The sequence below is a fragment of the Candidatus Accumulibacter contiguus genome (genome assembly GCF_036625285.1).
GTDB lineage: Bacteria > Pseudomonadota > Gammaproteobacteria > Burkholderiales > Rhodocyclaceae > Accumulibacter > Accumulibacter contiguus.
This window is the reverse complement of record NZ_JAZKUC010000001.1, coordinates 1,646,342-1,669,062: the sequence shown is the minus strand read 5'-3', so window position 1 is coordinate 1,669,062 and position 22,721 is coordinate 1,646,342. Positions and strand designations below refer to the sequence as shown.

Here is a 22,721-nt window from a genome sequence, read left to right as displayed (position 1 = left end):
CTATTTGGTATATTTCTGGATGGTCGAGCGGATCTCTTCGATGGCGAGTTCGATCTCCTCTTCGCTGAGGTCGGTCTTGCCTCTCGAGGGGCGTCCGAACTCATCCATCATTCTGGTGACCGAGTCTTTCGGCATCGATCTTGTGGATACCAGGCTACTCGTACCACCACTCGCAGCACCACTCGCAGCACCACTCCCGCCGCTGCTCTGATCGCTGTAACTGTCTCCCCAGCGCACGGCAATCATCGACAGGTTGTCGGCATGCGAGCCGCCGCGGGCTTCCGCATCGCCAAGCAGCAGCGGCACGGCAAGCGCCGGATCGGCGGTCTTCAGAGAGAGCGCCAGGGTGCCGGCAGGCAGCACACTCCAGACGCCGTCGGTGCATAGCGCCAGGACATCTCCCGCTTCCAGGGTTGCCTTGCGGGAATACTCGATCTCCGGCTTTTGCTGGCCACCCAGACAACCGTAGATCTTGTGACGGTCGGGGTGCCCATTCATCTGCGCCTCGCTGATCACCCCCTGGTCATACAATTGCCGTACGCGCGAGTGATCCCTGGTCTGCGCCAACACCTTGCCGTTACGCAGCAGATACAGACGTGAATCACCCGAGTGCACCCAGTATGCGATGTTGTTCTGGACGATGCAGGCGACGCAGGTGGTACGCGGCGAGTCGACCAGGCGATGCCTGTCGGCATAGTCGAGAATTGCCCGGTGGGCGTTGAGCATTCCCTTCTGCAGGAACATGAAGGGGTCACGCATGCGTGGTTTGAACTCGCGCGGGAATGCCTCGGTCAGCGTCTGCACAGCGATCTGGGCTGCGACTTCACCATAGTAGTGACCGCCCATGCCGTCGGCGACGACCATCAGCAAGGCCTCCCGTGAGTAGCAGTAAGCCAGCCGGTCTTCGTTGTTGGCACGCTTGCCGGTACGACTTTCCTGATAGATGCTGAATTTCATAAATCCTTGGCCTTCTTCAATTTGCCGACCACCTGTCCCAGCCAGGTGTCATTCTGCTGCGGCGGCGGGCTCGGGGAGGAAGCAAGGACGGGCTCGGTGAGCGCTTTCTGCAGCGCAAAGACGCTTTGCGGCCGGTAACGATGGTTCAGGCACAGACACCAGTCAATGGTTTCGAGCAATTGGTCCGAGTATTGTCCTTCCCAGCGGACCATGGCGGGTACCATCCGATCCTTTTCGAGGCGATTGTTGGCCGGTTGCGGTGTATTGCCGGAGATGCACGCATACATCGAGGCGCCGACACTGTAAATATCGCTCCATGGGCCGAGCAGATCTCGCTGGCAGTAGTGTTCGGGAGAGGCGAAGCCAGGCGTGTACATCGGCTTGAGCATCGGCGTATCGGAAGCCAGGGTCTGGCGTGCCGCGCCGAAGTCGATCAGCACCGGGACATGGCTGTTGCGCATGTAGATATTCGACGGCTTGAGGTCGAGATGCAGCAGCCGGTGTGCATGCACCTCGCGCAGGCCGTTGAGCATCTTGGTGAACACATTGCGAATGAAATTCTCGGTGACCCCGGCCCGGTTCTTCTGGATCAGTTCCTGCAGGGTATGGCCGATCTCGTACTCCATCACCATGTAGACCGTCTCGTTGGCACGAAAAAAATTCAATACCCGGATCACGTTGGGGTGAGAAAGGCCGGCCAGAGCCCGACCTTCCTCGAAAAAGCATTTCATGCCGTAGCGGAAAGCCGGCAGATGATCTTCGCTGATGATCGGAGCCGTCTGTCCCTCACTGCGCAAGGCCAGCGTATTGGGCAGGTACTCCTTGATGGCGACGCGATGTCCCTGCGCGTCGACAGCGACATAGACGATTGAAAAGCCGCCCATCGACAGTTGATGCTCGATGCAATATTCGTCGAGCTGGAAACCGGCAGGAAGGGGGTGGTTCGCTTGTTGCGCCATCCGTGTCAGGGCTATCATTTGAGATTATTATCCATTGTCCGGTTTTTTTAGGTGAACTGCAAAGCCGGCTGCTCATCCAGAACCGTTCACATGTCAGGATTTCAATGATTTATAGCATGACCGGCTATGCCGCCAGAACGTGCGCCGTCAACGGTGGGGTACTGCACATGGAATTAAAAAGTGTCAATTCCCGCTACCTCGATTGCCAATTCCGGGTTTGTGACGAATTGCGCATCGCCGAACCGGCGCTGCGTGAGCTGATCGGCGCGCGCATCAGCCGCGGCAAAGTCGAATGTCGAGTCAGCTTCGTTCCGGCAAGCCGCAATACGCAACAACCAGGTCTGAATGTCGACCTGCTCGAACGCCTCAAAGTCTTCGACACCCAGATTCGCAGCGTCCTGCCCCTGGCCGCTCCACTGACGGTCAGCGACATCCTGCACTGGCCAGCCATCTTCGGCGATGAAACCGTCGATGTCGAGACCGCGGTCCCGGTTTGCCTGACGCTGGCCGGCGAGGCGCTCGATGATTTCGCGGCGAGTCGGGCACGCGAGGGGGAAAAGCTGGCGGCAGTGATCCTGGAAAAAGTGGCGCACATGCGAGCCCTGGCGCATGCAGTCGCGCCACGCATTCCGGCTGCGCAGGCGTCGTTCAACGAAAAGCTCCGGCAGCGCTTGCTGGACGCCGTGCAATTGGTCGACGATGAACGAATCCGTCAGGAAGTCGCCGTTTTCGCGGCGCGCATCGACGTTGCCGAAGAGCTGGCGCGCTTGTCGACCCATCTCGATGAGGTCGAGCGGGTGCTCAAGGCCGGCGGTGCGAGCGGCAAACGCCTCGATTTTCTGATGCAGGAACTCAATCGCGAAGCCAATACGCTCGGTTCCAAATCGCTCGTCACGGAAGTTTCGCAGACCGCGATCGAGTTCAAGCTGCTGATCGAACAGATGCGGGAGCAGGTGCAGAATTTAGAATGATGAATCAGGACGTGTCAGGACGTGCAAAACCCGAGAAAAATCATTGAAATATCTGCGGCTAGCTTCTCCTGACGTTGCATGACAAATCAGGACAGCGCACAATAAGTGTGCACCACCATGTGCACCCAGTGGTGCACATTATGCCAATCTGGTGGTGCACACGAGAGAATGCCATGAGCAAGCTGACTGATTTGGAAATTCGCAACTGGATCAAGGCCGGCGAACATTTCGAGCAACGCGGCGATGGTGAGGGGCTGTATCTGTGCTTTCCTCTGCGCTTCGCCGTCCCGGTGTGGAAGTTGCGCTATCGCTTGGCTGGCTGCGCTCGCATCGTCACCCTGGGCAGCTATAGCCATCTGTCCCTGGCCGACGCCAGAAAGACCGCCAAGGAAATGCGGGCACGGGTGACGCTGGGCTATGACGTGGCCGAAGAGAAGCAGGAGCGCAAGCGGGTTGCCGTGGCCAAGATCGAGGCCCGCAAAGCGGAAGTCACCATGGCGGTGCTCGCTGATGATTATTTCTCGGCGCAGATCCTTGGCCGCTGGAAACACCCAAACATCGTGCGTAGCCGAATCGAGAACGACATCAAGCCGGCTATTGGCAAGCTGGCTATCGGCGAGATCCGGCCGACGCACATCGACGCCATGCTGAAAGCCATCGTCAAGCGCGGAGCGCCGACGATGGCCAACGATGTGCTTCGCTGGGTCAAGCGAATGTTTGACTACGCCATCAAACGGGAAATGATTAACGCCAATCCTGCAGCGGCATTCGACGTGTCGGACGCTGGCGGAAAAGAAGAGTCCCGCGACCGCTGGCTGACCAGTGGCGAGTTGTCCGCCTTGTTCGCTGCCATGAAAACCGCAAAAGGCTGGAATATCCAAAATGGCCTGACGGTGAAGCTGTTGCTTATCCTGGCAGTTCGCAAGGGAGAACTGATACAGGCCAAAGTAGACGAGTTCGACCTTGAAGCGGGAGTCTGGTATCTGCCGGCAGATCGGACGAAAACGGACGTAGCCATCGATATCCCGCTTCCCCGGCAAGCGGTCGCTTATCTCCGTGAACTTGTCCGCATTGGTGGTGGTTCTGCCTGGCTGCTCCCCGCGCGCAAGATGCAGGAGCGCATGGTGCCGCATATCGACCTCAATACGGTCACTGCGGCGATGGCAAAGCATATCAAGCCGCTGATGACAGAGGCGGATAACTTCACCATCCATGACTTCCGGCGCACGGCACGCACGCACCTGGCCGCCATGGGTGTTGCACCGTACATTGCCGAGCGCTGCCTTAATCACGCCATCAAGGGCGTTGAAGGGATTTATAACCGCCATGACTTCTTTGACGAGCGCAAGGACGCTTTGCAGAAGTGGGCAGACTTGCTTGACGACATCGAGCGCGGAGAAGAGAAGAAAGTGGTTCCGATCAGGCGGCAGAAAGTATCGGCAAGTGCTGGATGAAAGTCGCCAATACTCCCGGATAGCATGCCCAATATATCTATATGGAATATTTGTAATTGTCGTCTACCAATTCAATTCATGCCTTGCCTGTCGCGCCCCATCCATCCCTACCCTGTTTTTTTAGTGGGACACTTGGGACAGTTGCAAAAAATAGGCTTAACGCGTTGATTATGCTTAGTTTTACCTGTCCCAAGAGTTTGGGACACTTGGCCTTTTGACTGGGACACTTGGGACACTTTGTCCCGTTTTGCGCTGTCCCGGTAGGGGTTTGGGACACTTCGCAATTTCAACCGTTTTGGCGACCAGTCCTGATGGGTATCCCGGACGGTGATCGACCACGGGCTGAACCCGGCGCCGCTGCCTACTTTGGGCAACCGAGGCACCTGGCCTTCATCGGGTTGGCCCTCGTGCTCGCTGTCGGCTGCGACCAGGCCGGCCGGAAGTCCTGGACGGTGATCGACCACTGGCTGAACCCGGTACCGCTGCCGACTTGGGACAACCGAGGCACCTGGCCTTCATCGGGTTGGCCCTCGTGATCGCTGTCGGCCGCGACCAGGCCGGCCGGAAGTCCCGGACGGTGATCGACCACTGGCTGAACCCGGCGCCGCTACCGACTTGGGACAACCGAGGCACCTGGCCTGCATCGGGTTGGCCCTCATACTCACTGCCGGCGCAGACCAGGCCGGCTGGGAGTCCCGGAGCGTGATCGACAGCCGGCTGAACCCGGCGCCGGTGCCGACTTGGGACAACCGAGACACCTGGCCTTCATCGGGTTGGCCCTCGTGCGCGCTGTCCGTGCCGACCAGGCCGGCTGGGAGTCCCGGAGCGTGATCGACAGCCGGCTGAACCCGGCGCCGGTGCCGACTTGGGACAACCGAGGCACCTGGCCTTCATCGGGCTGGCCCTCGTGCGCGCTACCGGCGGCGACCCGGCCGGCCGGGAGTCCCGGAGCGTGATCGACAGCCGGCTGAACCCGGCGCCGGTGCCGACTTGGGACAACCGAGGCACCTGGCCTTCATCGGGTTGGCCCTCGTGCACGCTGCCGGTGCCGACCCGGCCGGCCGGGAGTCCCGGAGCTTGGGAGCGCTACGCAGTAACGGTCAGCCTTCCATGGCGTGACAGTTACGAAAAAGCCGCCGCTTGCCGGCGATCGTCACCAAGCGCCGCCCGACGCGGGCGCCGCTGCCGACTTGGGACAACCGAGGCGCTTGGCCTTCATCGGGCTGGCCCTCATGCGCGCTGCCGGCGGCGACCCGGCCGGGCGGGTGTCCCGAACTGTGATCGACAGCCGGCTGAACCCGGCGCGGCTTACCACATCCGAAGAGTTCTTGACTGGCCAAACACAACTATTTTTCTGCGTTGCGCCGTCCTGCGATGTAGGGATAATGAAGGTCTGTGCACTGGTGTGGGCCGTCAAGGCGATTTGCTGCGCGAAGATTGCCCTGCTTGCCGAACATCCGGCCGAGAAAATAGCGCGGCGGTTGGTTCTTGAATGGGTGCCAGACATCGGCGCCGAGTAGTAACCAGAGTTTTGCCCCGGATAGGCCCGCGAACCGAAAAGCGGGACACCTTCACCCGTCTGCCGGGGCACCCCATTGAAGGAGCGCAGAGAAGGAGCGCGGATCAATGGCGGATGTTCCCCCAAAGAAATGCCCGGTGCTGCTGCTCGCTGAGGCCCGGCGTATCGCTAATGCCAGTTTTACCGACTGGCCAAATGAGTTCAGTCCGAAACAGATAGCAGCATTGATGGCCGGCGGATGGAAGGGCGAACACAAGACGCTTTATCAAGATTGGTGCCGTGTTGTCGAGTCGGCCATCAAGGCCGGTACGCTGTTTGCGAGATCGGAAACGCAAGCGCCAATAACGATTACCCGCGATGCGGATGCATTGAGCGACCGTCAGCGGTTCGTGATGAACCTATTTCCGGTACACGACGGAATTCATACCCGATTGGTTTACACAGAGACCAAGACCCTACCCCCCAAACGTTACGTTGACCGCGAGGCGTGTGCAAATTGGCTTGCAGCCATCGACGCACAGCCAAGCGAATACATAGCGGAATGGCTGCGAGTGGATAACAGAAATCGCCTTGAGCGACGCATAGAAAAAATACTCGAGGTCTTAAAGAAAGCCGGATACGATGTAATGGCCATTCCAGTTGGCGGCAAAAAGGCTGCCGAGGTTGAATGCTTGAAATTCACCCCTCTGTTCACGAAAGACACGTTTCTGAAAGCTTGGACGCGGGCCAGCACGACGAACCGCCTCGCGATAGTTGGCAAGGAAGTGTTCAGCGAAGGCCGGTGATCGACGACAAGACGACCCTGGCGCCATTGCCGACCTGAGACGATCGGGGCGCCTAGCTTCACCGATCTGGCTCTGTGCTCGCTGCCGGCGCTGACTAGGCTGGCATGAGTCCCTGCCGCAATGGGGTAGTAGGCCAAAGATCTGATAAAAATATCCTACCGGCCCACCCGTGGACATTGATTTGTCACTGCCAGTACCTTGCACGCCATGCCCTGCGCCATTCCTGCGCCAAGGGCGAAACGTGGAAGACGACAATGGCACAGAGAAGCACCACGACCATTCAGGCGCCTGCTCCGGCGCTTGAAAAGGTCCCCACCGCAGCCCGGCGCGCGGCAATTTCAGTTTCACAGGCGTATCGAGAAATCAAGGCAGGGCGCCTAGGCCCACTGGTGAAGTTGGGGGCCCGTTCTTCGGCCGTTCCTGCCGAGTCGGTCGACGCATGGATTGCTGCCCGTATCGCCGAGGCCACGAACAAGAATGGCGGCGAGAAGATCGGCGGCGCAGCATGAACGATCGAACCGTTTTGCTCGATCAGTGGCGCAAGGTGCTGGTATTCAGCATCAGTGCCGGTGATTCGTGGGGTTTTTCCCAGCTTCCCGACGCGCAGCAGTTTCCGCAAAGGTTCCCGATAGCGCCAGAGTTTGACGGCGTACAGAGCAGCGATGACGCCCAAAGAACAGCCGCCTGGATGTTGTCCGGGGTTATCTGCATTGCTGCACTCAAATTGCATCGCTACGACGGAGATCCTGAATTTATAGCGGGCGGGGAGCCCTGCGGCTGGCTTGATTTGATTGTGCACAACCTCCGCGCAATCGACCGAATCCTTCCCTACGCCGATGATTTCTCCACGGGTTATATGTTGGGTCTTGGGGCAGCGTTGGAACTGGCCATGCTGCTCCCTGAGCGCTTGCCAGTGTTGTTTGCTCGCATCGATGCGATTGGCAACGAAGATCTCCACAGGATGGCAATAGCGGCTGTTCAGGGGCTTGGTGACGAAAACATCCTGCTAGACATGATCGATACCGCGGTGGCGAAGTGAATTTTTACCCTCAACCCGCTGGGCGCCCACTGCGCAAGGTCTTGACACGGTCGACCAGGCCGGTGCAAAATCAAGGTTCTCTCAGAAACGTAAGCAGCACCCCGGCACCCTTGCTGCGAAGCCGGGCTTTTTGTGCCCCTCATTCCGCCCGCCGTGCGTCCGCACGTCTGGCCCGGTCAATGGGGGTGTCGGGTATCCGTAAGGACCCGGACGCGCTTACGTGCGTTGAGAGCGCCCCCACCCTTTTTCGGGTGGTTCTCAATCTCAAAAACGTAAGGAGGCCAGCAATGGCTAGTTCTCACCCCTTCGGCGCTGCTCTGCGCCAATCTCGCACGCTGCAAAAGCTCGACCACTTCGACCCTGCCGGTATCCACGCCCTGGCCGCGGCGGGCTTGGTGCTGTCCGATGCCCTCAACCGGGCTTGCTTCGTGGTCAATCCCGACTTGTCGCCCGATCTGGCCGGCGCTACCGGCGAACTGCTGGATAGCCTGTATGCCCTTCAAGATGCGGTCTTCGGCAGTGCCGACCAGATCCCGGCCGCGCTGGCCGCGTTTCTCTCCGTTGCTGAAAGCGGGGTGTTCTCCGTGGCTGAGACGAGAGCGGGAAAAACAATCGATCTGAAATTGACGGTGCAGCGGATGGACCTGCGGTCACAACGGGGGGTCACGAGGATTTACACCCTTGCCGTGCTTGCCCTGGCAGCCATGGAAGCCCCGCGGCAGTTCGATTGCCTTGAAGCGGTGGCCAGTGCGTTGCAAATCATCGTGGAAGAAACCGAGACCACAGGAAACGAAATCAGTCTTGAGGCCGAGGCCGTTGGCTGCAGTTATCGCGATTTCGAGGAACAACAGCGCAGCGAGGCGCGGGCTGCCGTGCGGGAGCATTCTCGCCGGAATGGACCGCAGGATGTGGCCCAGTGAACCCGCTACGGATGCTCGACAAGCCGGGACCGGACACCCGGCAAGCGGTTCGCGATGTGCTGTTCTTCTTGTCTGATGCGTTGTTGGCAATCAGTTCTGAAAACACCGTGACCAGCAGCGAGAGTGCAACCCGTGGTGCAGGGCTGATTCTGAGCGTGTGCGCCGATGCGCTGCGCGAGGAAGAGGAAGACGAGGCGAACCCTGATGACGGGTAACAACGAGTGGTTCAAGCCGGTTGCCGCTGCGGCGCTGGCTCGCTTCGATTCGGTCATGGATATTCTCGGCCTGGCCGGTGGCAAGAATGCCGGCCGGGAGTATCTGCCGCTGAACCCGAAACGAGACGACCATACGCCCGGATCGTTTTCGATTCACCGTGATAAAGGCGCGTGGATGGAAGGTGCCACGGGTGACAAGGGCGGCGATCTGATCAGCTTGGCGGCTTACCTGTGGGACTGTGGCAACGGCGAGGCTGCCGAGCGGCTTAGCCAGCACTTGGGCGTCGACGTTCCTGCCCGTCAGCCTCGAGCCAGACGAGCCGAAAAAGCCGCGGGCGATACTCCGGCACCACTGACCCCGGAAAAGCCGGCCGGCGAGCCGCGCACACCGAACGCCGGGGCAGATGACGGCGTGTGTGTCATGCCGGTTCCGGCCGATGCGCCGACCGCGCCGGCGCTGCATCCGAAATACGGCAAGCCGGCCGCCCGCTGGGTCTACGTCGACCCGTCGGGTGCCGTGATGTTTCATCACTGCCGATTCGAGCCGGCCGGCGAACGTAAGCAGTTCGCCCCGCTGTCGTTGTGGCGGATGGCCAGCGGGCGCATGGTCTGGAAGTGGAAAGCACCGAGCGAACCGCGCCCCTTGCTGGGTCTTGATCGCCTGGCGTCGCTGCCGGCCGCGCCGGTGGTCGTGGTCGAAGGCGAAAAGGCGCACGATGCGGCGGCGCTGTTGCTGCCAGATGTGGCGGTAGTGACCTGGCAGGGCGGCTGCAACGCGGTGGACAAGTCGGACTGGCTGCCGCTGGCCGGCCGTGTGGTGTGGTTGTGGGCGGACGCCGACGAGGCCGGCGCCAAGGCCATGCAGAAGATCGAAAAGCGCCTGCAAGAAGTCGGCGCCACAGAAGTGCAGCGGGTGAATCTCGGCGCCTTGGCGAGGGTCGCCAGCGATGTGGACGGCAAGCCGGAATTGACGCCGGGGGAGCCGCTGGCTGCTGGTGAAGACGCGGCCGACCTGATCGCCAGAGGGTGGCAAGCGGCGCACCTGGCGCTGCTGATCGACGCCGACGAACTGCTGTCACATGCCACGGGCAATACGCCGGCGGCGATCGAGGCGGCGATCGTCGAGAACGACGCCGCTGCGGTCAAGGATCATTCACCGCGCCGTGGCTTTCGTCTGGATGATCGGGGCATCTGGTTTGTCGACGTGAAGGACGGTGTTCAGGCCGCGCCCCGCTGGATTTCTTCGCCTGTCGATATTCTCGCTTTTGTGCGTGACGAGCATAGCGCCGGCTGGGGGTTGTGGGTCGGGTTTGAAGATCCGGACGGGAAACCGCATAAGGAAATCATCCCTGCCAGAACGTTCAACGGCGAAGGGTTGGAGGCTTCCGGCTTGCTGTTCGATCGAGGTTTGAAGATCGCCCCGCGCGGCCGGCCGTTGCTGATTGAGTACCTTCAAACGGCGAGCCCGAAAAAGCGCGCCCGAGTGACCAACCGAACCGGCTGGCACGATTCCGACGATGGCGGCGCCTTCGTGCTTCCTGATCGGGCCTTCGGCCGCGGCGGTGAAGAGTGGATTTTTGAGAGCGATTCACCCGACGGCAACACCTACCGCCAGAAGGGTACGCTAGCCGAATGGAAGGAACGCGTAGCGCGGCTCTGTGTGGGCAATTCCCGGCTGGTGTTCGCGGTATCCATGGCTTTCGCTGCGCCACTGTTGCATCTGGTTGGCGCCGAGTCTGGCGGCTTTCATCTGCGCAGCCATTCGAGCGACGGAAAAACGATGGCCCTGCGCGTGGCCGCCAGTGTATGCGGGAGTGAGAAGTATATGCAGCGTTGGCGCGCCACGTCGAATGGTCTGGAAGCGCTGGCTATGCAGTACTGTGACGCGCCCTTGCTGCTCGATGAGTTGGCGCAGTTGGATGCTCGCGAGGCCGGCGAAGTGGCCTATATGCTCGCCAATGGCAGCGGCAAGGCGCGCGCCGGCCGCACGGGCGTCATGCGCGCACGGTCTTACTGGCGCCTGCTGTTCTTGTCATCCGGTGAGATTGGCCTGGCGCAACACATGGCCGAAGTCGGCAAGCAATCACGCGCCGGGCAAGAGCTTCGTCTGGCTGAGATCCCGGCGGATGCCGGCAAAGGTTTGGGCTTGTTCGAGAACCTGCATGAGAGCGCCAGCGGCGCCGAGTTTGCGAAAGTCATCGACCATGCCACAAGGAAGCACTACGGGAGCGCCTGGGTTGCCTGGCTGAAGCGCTTGGTATCTGAGCCAACCGCGTCGATTAGCAGTGACGTGCACGCGGGTGTGCGGGCATTCGAGCGGCAATTCCTGACCGATGGAGCCAGCGGGCAAGCGCGGCGGGTGGCTGGCCGCTTTGCCCTCGTCGGCGTGGCCGGCGAGCTGGCCACGCAATGGGGAATGACCGGATGGACAGCGGGCGAAGCTGTGAAGGGGGTCGGCGCCTGCTTCACGGCCTGGCTGGCCAATCGGGGCGGCGAAGGCAATCACGAAGAACGCGTGATGCTCAGACAGATACGCGAGTTCCTGAGCCGGTACGGAGAATCGGCTTTCACCGATTGGGAACGGCCAAGCATGACCGACACCCACGCGCCCGTTAGATCGGACCGGGCCGGCTGGCGCAAGCATGACAGCGCGACGGATCAAGTGCACTACTTCGTTTCCTATGACGCGTGGCGTGCACGCGTGTGCAAGGGTCACGATCCCATCGCCATGGCGCGCCTGCTGCTGGCCCATGGCTTTGCCGAGAGAGGAACCGAAGCCAATCGCCCCTGGCTGATCAGGGCCAGCGTGCCCGGGGAAGGGCGCCCGCGTGTGGTGCACATCCTGCCTGAAATCATGGAAGCCGACGATGATTGATTGGGCAGCGATCATGCCGGACACGGGGCGGCAAGCCGAGGAAGTGCCAGACGTTGCCCAAAAACGAGAGAAGGCGGACGAATCCGAGGAAAGCGCGGGAGCGGCGGCGGAGCCGCAAAACCTTTGCGCACAGATAGACGCAGAAGTCGACGCGATCTATCCGGCACACCCTGCTGCCGTGCTGTTGGTCATGGCGTGGACTCGCTTGAAGCAGGCAAGCATGGATGAGCGAGCAGCGTACCTGCTCGCTCTTGAAGGTGTGGCCCCGGCTGACCAGGTTAGGCAGTGGCATGGGGTGTACCTTCGAGAGGGCCTTGACCCCTGGCACGTGCTCTACCTGCCGGCGCCGACGTGGGGTGATGACTGCACCAAGTGCAAGCACCTGATGACCAGGCATGAGGCGATAGGCGGTGATCGGCGCCGCTACCATTGGGCCTGTCAGCACGGCTACCTGATCCTTGAGCACGGCAGAGGAACCGAGCGCGTGTACATCGCCCCGCCTGAGTGCCAGAGTTTCGAGCGCTGGTATCCGTCGGAGCAGCGGTGATGGCGTGCAGCGGACGTTTTCAACAGTCACAACGGCCTGGCATGCGGGCTTGCAAGGACGGGCAGGAAGGGCAGGTTGAGGAGGAAAAAGGGCTTGATTGGAGGCTTCAGACCGCCCGCTACAAGCCCCTATTGGCAAGGGTTTGCGGGTCCTTCCGAGTGTCTTTCACTGCGGGTAATGCGAACCGCGGAAAATCTCACGCGGACCATTCGTAAGCATAGTTAACATGTTGATTAATAAAATACTAAGGGTGTTCAGTTATGGTTTCTGCTGACGGAGATAGCCTGTTTACGTGCGTTCGCTGGCCTCGATCAAAATCGCCGAAACGCGCAGAATCTCTTGCAAACCTTGAACGGCTATTACCGTGGGATGATCTGGAAAAGATCGTAAGAGGCGTCTACCTGAGCGACAAACGCAGCACGGGAAGGCCCGGTTATCCGGCAATGATGCTGCTGCGCTGTCTGGTTGTGCGCTGGTTTTGGAATCTGAGCGATGACCAGACGGAGGCCGTGATTCTGGATAGCTACGCGACTGCCCGCTTTATCGGTACTGACCCATGGAAGCCGAAGCCACCTTCGGCCAGCCTAATTAGAGGATTCAGAAAGCACCTTGATTTTCATGGTGTGCTGAATGACATAAAATCCAAGATAGACGCTTGCTTTAATGACGCAGGTATAAAGGTATGGTGTGGATTGGTGCGGGAGCCGGTTTTTAAGAGGACGGCCGCCCGTGTTGTGCCTGAGAGCTTGGCGAGCTGCGCCAGTACCGGCAACGCCTGACACCTGGCGCCGATCGCTACCGGGCACCGCTCCTGCATCGGGGCGCCCAGACCGCTTGGCGGAGCGCTTCACCCATAGAGCGACCAGGGCCGAACGGCTGCCAGTGCGCTGCCTCGCCTTCGCCCTGGCACCACTTGCCGGCCGATCGCCACCGAGCACTGCCCGACGCTGGCGCCGTCGTTGCCACGTGGCAGGCTTCCCCAATCGAGAAGACGAAGACCCGGACGCACTGCCCGTCATCGAGGGCGGCCCGACCGGCTGACGGCCGATCCCGTCTTCACGCCTGCAACCGCTTCCCGCCAGCAACCCGGCGCGCTGACCACGCGACGGCCAGCCCGACCGGCTGCCGATGCGCTGCCTCACGTTCCACCTGGCACCACTGGCCGGCCGATCGCCACCGAGCACTGCCCGACGCGGGCGCCGTCATCGCCTTGTGGCAGGCTTCCCCAATCGAGAGGACGAAGCCCCGGACCAACTGCCCGACGAACTGCACGCCCTTGACCACAGCAACGCCAGTTTGCCGACGAGCGAGTAACGCCCGACTCTGACCACGCCACAGCACGCCGGACCGGCTGCCCGTGCGCTGTCTCGCCTTCGCCCTGGCATCACTGGCGATCGCCACCGAGCACTGCCCGACGCGGGCCCCGTCATCGCCTCGTGGCAGGCTTCCCCAATCGAGAAGACGAAGACCCGGACGCACTGCCCGTCATCGAGGGCGGCCCGACCGGCTGGCGGCCGATCCCGTCTTCACGCCTGCAACCGCTTCCCGCCAGCAACCCGGCGCGCTGACCACGCCACGGCCAGCCCGATCTGCCGATGTGCTGCCTCGTCTTCGCCCTGGCATCACTGGCCAGCGATCGCCACCGAGCACTGCCCGACGCGGGCACCGTCGTCGCCTCGTGGCAGGCTTCCCCAATCGAGAGGACGAAGCCCCGGACCAACTGCCCGACGAACTGCACGCCCTTGACCACAGCAACGCCAGTTTGCCGACGAGCGAGTAACGCCCGACTCTGACCACGCCACAGCACGCCGGACCGGCTGCCCGTGCGCTGTCTCGCCTTCGCCCTGGCATCACTGGCGATCGCCACCGAGCACTGCCCGACGCGGGCCCCGTCATCGCCTCGTGGCAGGCTTCCCCAATCGAGAAGACGAAGACCCGGACGCACTGCCCGTCATCGAGGGCGGCCCGACCGGCTGGCGGCCGATCCCGTCTTCACGCCTGCAACCGCTTCCCGCCAGCAACCCGGCGCGCTGACCACGCCACGGCCAGCCCGATCTGCCGATGTGCTGCCTCGCCTTCGACCTGGCACCACTGGCCGGCGATCGCCACCGAGCACTGCCCGACGCGGGCGCCGTCATCGCCTCGTGGCAGGCTTCCCCAATCGAGAAGACGAAGACCCGGACGCACTGCCCGTCATCGAGGGCGGCCCGACCGGCTGACGGCCGATCCCGTCTTCACGCCTGCAACCGCTGCCTGCCAGCAACCCGGCGCGCTGACCACGCGACGGCCAGCCCGACCGGCTGCCGATGCGCTGCCTCACGTTCCACCTGGCACCACTGGCCGGCGATCGCCACCGAGCACTGCCCGACGCGGGCGCCGTCATCGCCTCGTGGCAGGCTTCCCCAATCGAGAGGACGAAGCCCAGGACCAACTGCCCGACGAATTGCACGCCCTTGACCACAGCAACGCCAGTTTGCCGACGAGCGAGTAACGCCCGACTCTGACCACGCCACAGCACGCCGGACCGGCTGCCCGTGCGCTGTCTCGCCTTCGCCCTGGCATCACTGGCGATCGCCACCGAGCACTGCCCGACGCGGGCCCCGTCATCGCCTCGTGGCAGGCTTCCCCAATCGAGAAGACGAAGACCCGGACGCACTGCCCGTCATCGAGGGCGGCCCGACCGGCTGGCGGCCGATCCCGTCTTCACGCCTGCAACCGCTTCCCGCCAGCAACCCGGCGCGCTGACCACGCCACGGCCAGCCCGATCTGCCGATGTGCTGCCTCGTCTTCGCCCTGGCATCACTGGCCGGCGATCGCCACCGAGCACTGCCCGACGCGGGCGCCGTCGTCGCCTCGTGGCAGGCTTCCCCAATCGAGAGGACGAAGGCCGGACGCACTGCCCGTCATCGAGGGCGGCCCGACCGGCTGACGGCCGATCCCGTCTTCACGCCTGCAACCGCTTCCCGCCAGCAACCCGGCGCGCTGACCACGCCACGGCCAGCCCGATCTGCCGATGTGCTGCCTCGTCTTCGCCCTGGCATCACTGGCCGGCGATCGCCACCGAGCACTGCCCGACGCGGGCGCCGTCGTCGCCTCGTGGCAGGCTTCCCCAATCGAGAGGACGAAGGCCGGACCAACTGCCCGACGAACTGCACGCCCTTGACCACAGCAACGCCAGTTTGCCGACGAGCGAGTAACGCCCGACTCTGACCACGCCACAGCACGCCGGATCGGCTGCCCGTGCGCTGTCTCGTCTTCGCCCTGGCATCACTGGCCAGCGATCGCCACCGAGCACTGCCCGACGCGGGCACCGTCGTCGCCTCGTGGCAGGCTTCCCCAATCGAGAGGACGAAGCCCCGGACCAACTGCCCGACGAACTGCACGCCCTTGACCACAGCAACGCCAGTTTGCCGACGAGCGAGTAACGCCCGACTCTGACCACGCCACAGCACGCCGGACCGGCTGCCCGTGCGCTGTCTCGCCTTCGCCCTGGCATCACTGGCGATCGCCACCGAGCACTGCCCGACGCGGGCCCCGTCATCGCCTCGTGGCAGGCTTCCCCAATCGAGAAGACGAAGACCCGGACGCACTGCCCGTCATCGAGGGCGGCCCGACCGGCTGGCGGCCGATCCCGTCTTCACGCCTGCAACCGCTTCCCGCCAGCAACCCGGCGCGCTGACCACGCCACGGCCAGCCCGATCTGCCGATGTGCTGCCTCGCCTTCGACCTGGCACCACTGGCCGGCGATCGCCACCGAGCACTGCCCGACGCGGGCGCCGTCATCGCCTCGTGGCAGGCTTCCCCAATCGAGAAGACGAAGACCCGGACGCACTGCCCGTCATCGAGGGCGGCCCGACCGGCTGACGGCCGATCCCGTCTTCACGCCTGCAACCGCTGCCTGCCAGCAACCCGGCGCGCTGACCACGCGACGGCCAGCCCGACCGGCTGCCGATGCGCTGCCTCACGTTCCACCTGGCACCACTGGCCGGCCGATCGCCACCGAGCACTGCCCGACGCGGGCGCCGTCATCGCCTTGTGGCAGGCTTCCCCAATCGAGAAGACGAAGACCCGGACGCACTGCCCGTCATCGAGGGCGGCCCGACCGGCTGACGGCCGATCCCGTCTTCACGCCTGCAACCGCTGCCTGCCAGCAACCCGGCGCGCTGACCACGCGACGGCCAGCCCGACCGGCTGCCGATGCGCTGCCTCACGTTCCACCTGGCACCACTGGCCGGCCGATCGCCACCGAGCACTGCCCGACGCGGGCGCCGTCATCGCCTTGTGGCAGGCTTCCCCAATCGAGAGGACGAAGCCCCGGACCAACTGCCCGACGAACTGCACGCCCTTGACCACAGCAACGCCAGTTTGCCGACGAGCGAGTAACGCCCGACTCTGACCACGCCACAGCACGCCGGACCGGCTGCCCGTGCGCTGTCTCGCCTTCGCCCTGGCATCACTGGCCGGCGATCGCCACCGAGCACTGCCCGACGCGGGCCCCGTCATCGCCTCGTGGCAGGCTTCCCCAATCGAGAAGACGAAGACCCGGACGCACTGCCCGTCATCGAGGGCGGCCCGACCGGCTGGCGGCCGATCCCGTCTTCACGCCTGCAACCGCTTCCCGCCAGCAACCCGGCGCGCTGACCACGCCACGGCCAGCCCGATCTGCCGATGTGCTGCCTCGTCTTCGCCCTGGCATCACTGGCCGGCGATCGCCACCGAGCACTGCCCGACGCGGGCGCCGTCGTCGCCTCGTGGCAGGCTTCCCCAATCGAGAGGACGAAGGCCGGACCAACTGCCCGACGGACCTTCCCGGAGCCCTTGAGGTAAGTCGTTGATTCATGGCAAGAAACCAGAAAATCGGCAAAAATGTAGGCATGTAAATATAATAATAGCTATTTACAAACAATGTGCTATTGGCTATTATTGTCGGCATGTACATCGCCCGCGTCCCCAACCGAAAGTCCAGGCCGGCCATCCTGCTTCGCGAGTCCTATCGCGAGGGAGGCAAAGTCTGCACACGAACCATCGCCAATCTGACGAACTGGGCACCGGAACGAATCGTCGCCATGGAACGTCTGGTGAAGGGCGAATTCGACGACTGGTCGGGAGAGATGACCAGCGGCGAGATTTTTGGGGTGCTGTTTGCCCTCAAGCAGTTGGCCGACCAGGTGGGCCTCACGCGGGTGCTGGGCAGCGCTGCGGAAAGCAAGCTCAACCTGTTCCTGATTCTCGCGCGTATCGCGCATGGTGGCTCGCGGTTGTCGGCGGTACGCTGGGCGAAACAGCACACGGTGGCCGATGTGTTGGCGGTGGAGGCGTTCGATGAGGACGACCTCTATGCCGCGCTGGACTGGCTGGCGAGCCAGCAGGAACGCATCGAGCGGGAGCTTTACCAGGCCTATGTCAAGGCGCAGGGCCAACCGCCCGTGCTGGTGCTTTACGACGTCACTTCGAGCTACTTTGAAGGGGAATGCAACGAGCTGGGGCAATATGGTTACAACCGCGACGGCAAGCGCGGCAAGCCGCAAATCGTCATCGGTTTGTTGACCGCGGAGGACGGGGAGCCTCTGGCCGTGCGGGTCTTCGAAGGGAATACCGCGGACCCGACGACGGTGGCCAGCCAGATCACGATCCTGAAGGAACAATTCGGCATTGCCGAGGTGGTGATGGTCGGCGATCGGGGAATGATCAAGGCCAAGGGGAAAGCCGCGCTGTCGGTACAGGGCTTCCGTTATATCACGGCGTTGACGGACGCGCAGATACGCACCTTCCTCAAGGAGGGGGTGCTGCAGACGGATCTCTTCGATGCGCATCTGTGCGAGGTGGAGCACAACGATAAACGCCTGATCGTGCGCCGCAACGAGACTGTGCGGGTGCGCGAGGAGCGTCGGCGGGAGGACAAGCTGGCGCAGTTGCAAGCGAAGGTCGCCGAACGTAATGCCTTCGTCAAGGACTCCAAGCGCGCCAGCGCGGCAGCAGGCCTGGCCGCCTTGCAGCGCTGGACCAAGAGCCACAAGCTCAGCGCGTTTGTCACCCTGACGCTGAAAGAACGCGTCATTGTCTGTACCATCGACGAGGAGGCCAAAGAGCAAGACGCTCTGCTCGACGGCTGCTATCTGCTGGAAACCAATGTGCCGCTCACCTTGATGGACGCGAAGACGGTCGATGCGCGTTATCGCGATCTGCAAAAAGTCGAGCGCAACTTCCGCACCGTGAAAACCACCTTTCTGGAAATTCGCCCGATCTTCCTGCGCAAGGCCGAGCGGACCAAGGCGCATGTCTTCGTGGCGATGCTGGCCTTAAAAATCACGCGGCGGTTTGAAGCGGCTCTGCGGCAGACCTTCGGCAGCACCGAAGACGACCCCGCCGCCATCACCCCGGACGACGCCCTGGTGGCCCTCGGACGATTGACCTATCTCTACACCACCGACCGCAACGGTCAGCGTCACACGCATCTGCCACGCCCGGACGATCAACAGGCCAAAATCCTCAGCGCCATCGGTCTGTCCTTCCCGCTCAAGGCCAAAGCCGACAAGCTCGCCGCGTAGGCAGGCGCCGCTTTTGCGGCATCGGCTATTTTTTTAACAAAAACCGATAGTTACAGCATAACTGCGCTTGCTGGCTGGGGGAAGATCCGCCCGACGAACTGCACGCCCTTGACCACAGCAACGCCAGTTTGCCGACGAGCGAGTAACGCCCGACTCTGACCACGCCACAGCACGCCGGATCGGCTGCCCGTGCGCTGTCTCGTCTTCGCCCTGGCATCACTGGCCAGCGATCGCCACCGAGCACTGCCCGACGCGGGCACCGTCGTCGCCTCGTGGCAGGCTTCCCCAATCGAGAGGACGAAGCCCCGGACCAACTGCCCGACGAACTGCACGCCCTTGACCACAGCAACGCCAGTTTGCCGACGAGCGAGTAACGCCCGACTCTGACCACGCCACAGCACGCCGGACCGGCTGCCCGTGCGCTGTCTCGCCTTCGCCCTGGCATCACTGGCGATCGCCACCGAGCACTGCCCGACGCGGGCCCCGTCATCGCCTCGTGGCAGGCTTCCCCAATCGAGAAGACGAAGACCCGGACGCACTGCCCGTCATCGAGGGCGGCCCGACCGGCTGGCGGCCGATCCCGTCTTCACGCCTGCAACCGCTTCCCGCCAGCAACCCGGCGCGCTGACCACGCCACGGCCAGCCCGATCTGCCGATGTGCTGCCTCGCCTTCGACCTGGCACCACTGGCCGGCGATCGCCACCGAGCACTGCCCGACGCGGGCGCCGTCATCGCCTCGTGGCAGGCTTCCCCAATCGAGAAGACGAAGACCCGGACGCACTGCCCGTCATCGAGGGCGGCCCGACCGGCTGACGGCCGATCCCGTCTTCACGCCTGCAACCGCTGCCTGCCAGCAACCCGGCGCGCTGACCACGCGACGGCCAGCCCGACCGGCTGCCGATGCGCTGCCTCACGTTCCACCTGGCACCACTGGCCGGCGATCGCCACCGAGCACTGCCCGACGCGGGCGCCGTCATCGCCTCGTGGCAGGCTTCCCCAATCGAGAGGACGAAGCCCAGGACCAACTGCCCGACGAATTGCACGCCCTTGACCACAGCAACGCCAGTTTGCCGACGAGCGAGTAACGCCCGACTCTGACCACGCCACAGCACGCCGGACCGGCTGCCCGTGCGCTGTCTCGCCTTCGCCCTGGCATCACTGGCGATCGCCACCGAGCACTGCCCGACGCGGGCGCCGTCGTCGCCTCGTGGCAGGCTTCCCCGATCGAGAGGACGAAGACCCGGACGAACTGCCCGTGTTGGAGCACCGCCCGACCGGCTGACGGTGCGCTGCCTCGCCCTCGACCTGACGCCCCTTGCCGGCGATCGCCACCAAGCATAGCCGACGCTGGCGCCGTCGTCGCCTCGTGGCAGGCTTCACCGATCGAGAGGGCAACGACCCGGAAGAATGCCCGTGATCGAGCATCACAGCCAGCAACCCGACACCCCGACCAGACCACAGCACGCCTGATCGGCTGCCAGTGCGCTGCCTCGCCTTCGCCCTGGCACCGCTTGCCGGCGATCGCCACCAGGTACCGCCCGATACTGGCGCCGTCGTCGCTTCGTGGCAGGCTTCACCGATCGAGAGGACGAAGGCCCGGAAGAACTGCCGGTGATCGAGCACTGTCAGCACTGGCCACACCGGCGGCAACCGTGGCCTGCCAGCAGCCCGACACCCTGACCAGACCACGGTACGCCCGATCGACAGCCGGTGCGCCGTCTCATGTTCGACCTGGCATCACTTGCCGGCAATCGCCACGACGAACCGCCCGATACTGGCGCTGTCGTTGCCTCGTGGCAGGCTTCACTGATCGAGAAGACGAAGACCCGGACGAACTGCCCGTGTTCGAGCATCGCGCGACGGGCTGACGACCGCCACGACCTTGACGGCAACGTCTGCCTGCCGAAGATCAAGCCCTGTTCGCTGGCGCCGCCGGCGGCAACGCCTGCCTGCCAGCAACCCGACACCCGACCAGACCACAGCAACCCCAATCGGCTGCCGGTGTGCTGCCTCGCCTTCGACCTGACGCCACTTGCCGGCGATCGCCACCAGGCACCGCCTGACGCTGGCGCCGCTTCCGGCTTGAAACAATCGATGCGCTTGGCCTTCATCGGGGTGGCCCTCAAACTCGTTGCCGGCGGCGAGTAGGCCGGCCGGGTGTCCAAGAACGTGGGGAAAAGTGTCCCAAGTGTCCCAGCCAAAAGGCCAAGTGTCCCAAACTCTTGGGACAGGTAAAACTAAGCATAATCAACGCGTTAAGCCTATTTTTTGCAACTGTCCCAAGTGTCCCACTAAAAAAACAGGGTAGGGATGGATGGAGGGCGAAATCTGGCGCATTCAACCAGAAATAAGGGAAAAGGAACGACTCAGCGTTAAGCGGAAAAACACCCTCAAGGATTGCGTTTTGTGGGACAGCATGACGAGCCGTTGGTGTTCCCCATTCGAGTGCCGATGACCAGGAGACAAAGCGGGACAGTTGCTTCAGATTGGCCTATCGGTGCATCATGCGCTGAAGCAGCGAAAGCCGTGCACCCATGTGTGCACTACCGGAAAGAGTAGATTACAAGAGAGGCCCTGGCCATAAGGCTTGCAGGGCGCCACTTAAAAAACAGGTGCAAACCTGGAATGAGCTTTCACTCTGCAGCAGGACCTCGTGAGACCCTCCTGAATGGCTGCGACAGTTGCGACAACTGGTTAATGTGAAAGTCGCGTCAGCGACTCACGAAACTCCCCTCTCCACTTGCGGGAGAGCAACTGTGTTCCCAGTCAAGTTTTTTAGGCGCATTTTGCATGCTCTGGATTCCACGGAATACCCGATTTGACTATGGCGTTCATGATCGTCAGCATCTTGTGCATGCAAGCGACCAGCGCGACTTTTTTGAGTTTTCCGTTAGCAAGCAAACGTTCATAAAAGGTCTTGATGACGGGGTTGTAACGTATGGCACTTAAGGCCGCCATGTATAAAGCGGTACGGACCGTCGCTCGACCACCCCAGGTGATGCGCTTACCCTTGTGGCGACCACTGTCCGCGTTTAATGGAGCGACTCCGACCAACTTGCCAATCTGCGCATGGGTGAGTTGGCCCAACTCAGGCAATGCCCCCATCAGACTCGCTTGCGTACACGGTCCGACCCCTTTGAAGCCTTTGAACAAAGCGAGCTTCTCGGCAAAATGCTCTTTCAGCATGCCAGCCATGCTTTTATCAACCGCCACGATCTGTCGATCCAGTATTTTGAGGACTGCCTTGATGCTCTTGTGTTGCGAACCATGGCTCAGGGCCAATCGGTTTCCTTCCGCCACGCGCATGCCAATGAGCTGGTTGTGGCGTACAAGCAAGGCTTCCAACGCCTCCTGGTTGGCATCGGGCAGTTTCATCAACAGCCGTTCCCGCTGCGCCGATTGGTGCAGTGTCCGCGCAAAGTGCGACAGGACTCGCGCATCAATGGCGTCCGTCTTGGAAAGGTATCCCATGGATTTGGCAAAGTCTCGCGCCTGCCTCGGATTGACCACCATCACCGGCAGCCCGGCCGCACAGAGTGCCGCCGCCACCTGGCGCTCGAAGCCTCCCGTGGCCTCCAATACGATCGCCCCAATCTCCTCAGAACGTGGAACGAGCTCTTTGACCAACGCCGCTATATCAGCGTCAGCATTGGCAATGCATTGGGTTTTTGATTGGTCGTCTAAAGCGATCTCCAGCGTGTCTTTGGAAACGTCAATACCCACAAACGTTGATTCAGAAGCGTTCATCTATAGCCATCCTTGCAAATACGTGGTCACGGCTTTCCGGCACGTGCCAACCAGCAACTGTTCGGTATTCAGACAAACGGCTGACAATGCACGCCAAGTGCTCTCCCACGGGCTTGATGTCCCAGAGGGGCGTCGGGCTGTGCGTCGCCTTCCGAACTCGTTTCCACCACACCTCCGTGGCACTC

23 protein-coding genes are annotated in these 22,721 nt (G+C 62.5%); 14 read left to right on the top strand and 9 right to left on the bottom strand.

Annotated features, from left to right (window positions below; translation table 11 throughout):
* Window positions 1-957 (bottom strand): PP2C family protein-serine/threonine phosphatase, encoded by a 957-nt coding sequence (locus V5B59_RS08055; protein ID WP_034916820.1) that lies wholly within the window; start codon window positions 955-957, stop codon window positions 1-3.
* Entirely contained in the window at window positions 954-1,916 is a 963-nt protein-coding gene (locus tag V5B59_RS08050) for a serine/threonine protein kinase (protein ID WP_034916822.1), read from the bottom strand. The genes V5B59_RS08055 and V5B59_RS08050 overlap by 4 nt, the downstream gene beginning before the upstream one ends.
* Before the next feature lie 104 nt (window positions 1,917-2,020).
* On the opposite strand from V5B59_RS08050, the gene V5B59_RS08045 reads away from it, so the two are divergent.
* The 12 genes from V5B59_RS08045 to V5B59_RS07990 all read left to right on the top strand — a co-directional run bounded on the left by V5B59_RS08045 (window position 2,021) and on the right by V5B59_RS07990 (window position 13,020).
* Entirely contained in the window at window positions 2,021-2,887 is an 867-nt protein-coding gene (locus V5B59_RS08045) for a YicC/YloC family endoribonuclease (protein ID WP_169070903.1), read from the top strand.
* Window positions 2,888-3,060: 173 nt separating this feature from the next.
* Window positions 3,061-4,341, top strand: a complete 1,281-nt coding sequence (locus V5B59_RS08040) for a tyrosine-type recombinase/integrase (RefSeq protein ID WP_169070904.1) — start codon at window positions 3,061-3,063, stop codon at window positions 4,339-4,341.
* Window positions 4,342-4,652: 311 nt separating this feature from the next.
* Window positions 4,653-4,877, top strand: a complete 225-nt coding sequence (locus tag V5B59_RS08035; protein ID WP_332351768.1) for a hypothetical protein — start codon at window positions 4,653-4,655, stop codon at window positions 4,875-4,877.
* 672 nt (window positions 4,878-5,549) lie between these two features.
* Window positions 5,550-5,861 (top strand): hypothetical protein, encoded by a 312-nt coding sequence (locus tag V5B59_RS08030; RefSeq protein ID WP_332351767.1) that lies wholly within the window; start codon window positions 5,550-5,552, stop codon window positions 5,859-5,861.
* A gap of 106 nt (window positions 5,862-5,967) precedes the next feature.
* Entirely contained in the window at window positions 5,968-6,645 is a 678-nt protein-coding gene (locus V5B59_RS08025; protein WP_332351766.1) for a hypothetical protein, read from the top strand.
* A gap of 254 nt (window positions 6,646-6,899) precedes the next feature.
* On the top strand, window positions 6,900-7,154 hold the full coding sequence (locus V5B59_RS08020) for a helix-turn-helix transcriptional regulator (RefSeq protein WP_332351765.1): 255 nt from the start codon (window positions 6,900-6,902) through the stop codon (window positions 7,152-7,154).
* The gene (locus V5B59_RS08015; protein WP_332351764.1) at window positions 7,151-7,684 is read left to right on the top strand and encodes a hypothetical protein; all 534 of its coding nucleotides are present in this window, start codon (window positions 7,151-7,153) and stop codon (window positions 7,682-7,684) included. The genes V5B59_RS08020 and V5B59_RS08015 overlap by 4 nt, the downstream gene beginning before the upstream one ends.
* A gap of 251 nt (window positions 7,685-7,935) precedes the next feature.
* A complete protein-coding gene (locus V5B59_RS08010) occupies window positions 7,936-8,604 on the top strand; it encodes a hypothetical protein (RefSeq protein ID WP_332351763.1) in 669 nt (222 codons plus the stop codon).
* On the top strand, window positions 8,601-8,819 hold the full coding sequence (locus V5B59_RS08005; RefSeq protein ID WP_332351762.1) for a hypothetical protein: 219 nt from the start codon (window positions 8,601-8,603) through the stop codon (window positions 8,817-8,819). Before V5B59_RS08010 ends, V5B59_RS08005 begins: the two co-directional genes overlap by 4 nt.
* Window positions 8,809-11,694 carry a DUF927 domain-containing protein gene (locus tag V5B59_RS08000; protein WP_332351761.1) on the top strand — a complete coding sequence of 962 codons (2,886 nt, stop codon included), beginning with the start codon at window positions 8,809-8,811 and terminating at the stop codon, window positions 11,692-11,694. Before V5B59_RS08005 ends, V5B59_RS08000 begins: the two co-directional genes overlap by 11 nt.
* Complete coding sequence (locus tag V5B59_RS07995) at window positions 11,687-12,241, top strand: hypothetical protein (RefSeq protein ID WP_332351760.1); 555 nt, start codon at window positions 11,687-11,689, stop codon at window positions 12,239-12,241. The genes V5B59_RS08000 and V5B59_RS07995 overlap by 8 nt, the downstream gene beginning before the upstream one ends.
* Before the next feature lie 260 nt (window positions 12,242-12,501).
* The gene (locus V5B59_RS07990; protein ID WP_332351759.1) at window positions 12,502-13,020 is read left to right on the top strand and encodes a transposase; all 519 of its coding nucleotides are present in this window, start codon (window positions 12,502-12,504) and stop codon (window positions 13,018-13,020) included.
* 277 nt (window positions 13,021-13,297) lie between these two features.
* Here V5B59_RS07990 and V5B59_RS07985 read toward each other — a convergent pair whose 3' ends face one another.
* From V5B59_RS07985 to V5B59_RS07970, 4 genes are all read right to left on the bottom strand, one after another.
* Window positions 13,298-13,720: a hypothetical protein gene (locus V5B59_RS07985; RefSeq protein ID WP_332351758.1), complete on the bottom strand. Its 423-nt coding sequence runs from the start codon at window positions 13,718-13,720 to the stop codon at window positions 13,298-13,300.
* A gap of 513 nt (window positions 13,721-14,233) precedes the next feature.
* The gene (locus tag V5B59_RS07980) at window positions 14,234-14,428 is read right to left on the bottom strand and encodes a hypothetical protein (protein ID WP_332351755.1); all 195 of its coding nucleotides are present in this window, start codon (window positions 14,426-14,428) and stop codon (window positions 14,234-14,236) included.
* 1,450 nt (window positions 14,429-15,878) lie between these two features.
* On the bottom strand, window positions 15,879-16,073 hold the full coding sequence (locus V5B59_RS07975) for a hypothetical protein (RefSeq protein ID WP_332351755.1): 195 nt from the start codon (window positions 16,071-16,073) through the stop codon (window positions 15,879-15,881).
* 293 nt (window positions 16,074-16,366) lie between these two features.
* Window positions 16,367-16,744 (bottom strand): hypothetical protein, encoded by a 378-nt coding sequence (locus V5B59_RS07970; protein WP_332351757.1) that lies wholly within the window; start codon window positions 16,742-16,744, stop codon window positions 16,367-16,369.
* A gap of 428 nt (window positions 16,745-17,172) precedes the next feature.
* Between V5B59_RS07970 and V5B59_RS07965 the strand changes: the two genes are divergently transcribed.
* The gene (locus V5B59_RS07965) at window positions 17,173-18,789 is read left to right on the top strand and encodes an IS1634 family transposase (protein ID WP_332351692.1); all 1,617 of its coding nucleotides are present in this window, start codon (window positions 17,173-17,175) and stop codon (window positions 18,787-18,789) included.
* A 50-nt stretch (window positions 18,790-18,839) separates the two neighbouring features.
* On the opposite strand, the gene V5B59_RS07960 is transcribed toward V5B59_RS07965, so the two are convergent.
* The gene (locus V5B59_RS07960) at window positions 18,840-19,328 is read right to left on the bottom strand and encodes a hypothetical protein (RefSeq protein WP_332351756.1); all 489 of its coding nucleotides are present in this window, start codon (window positions 19,326-19,328) and stop codon (window positions 18,840-18,842) included.
* 47 nt (window positions 19,329-19,375) lie between these two features.
* Window positions 19,376-19,570 (bottom strand): hypothetical protein, encoded by a 195-nt coding sequence (locus V5B59_RS07955; RefSeq protein WP_332351755.1) that lies wholly within the window; start codon window positions 19,568-19,570, stop codon window positions 19,376-19,378.
* A gap of 941 nt (window positions 19,571-20,511) precedes the next feature.
* Between V5B59_RS07955 and V5B59_RS07950 the strand changes: the two genes are divergently transcribed.
* Window positions 20,512-20,937: a hypothetical protein gene (locus V5B59_RS07950; RefSeq protein ID WP_332351754.1), complete on the top strand. Its 426-nt coding sequence runs from the start codon at window positions 20,512-20,514 to the stop codon at window positions 20,935-20,937.
* A gap of 627 nt (window positions 20,938-21,564) precedes the next feature.
* On the opposite strand, the gene V5B59_RS07945 is transcribed toward V5B59_RS07950, so the two are convergent.
* Entirely contained in the window at window positions 21,565-22,536 is a 972-nt protein-coding gene (locus V5B59_RS07945) for a transposase (RefSeq protein WP_332351565.1), read from the bottom strand.
* Window positions 22,537-22,721 lie beyond the last annotated feature (185 nt).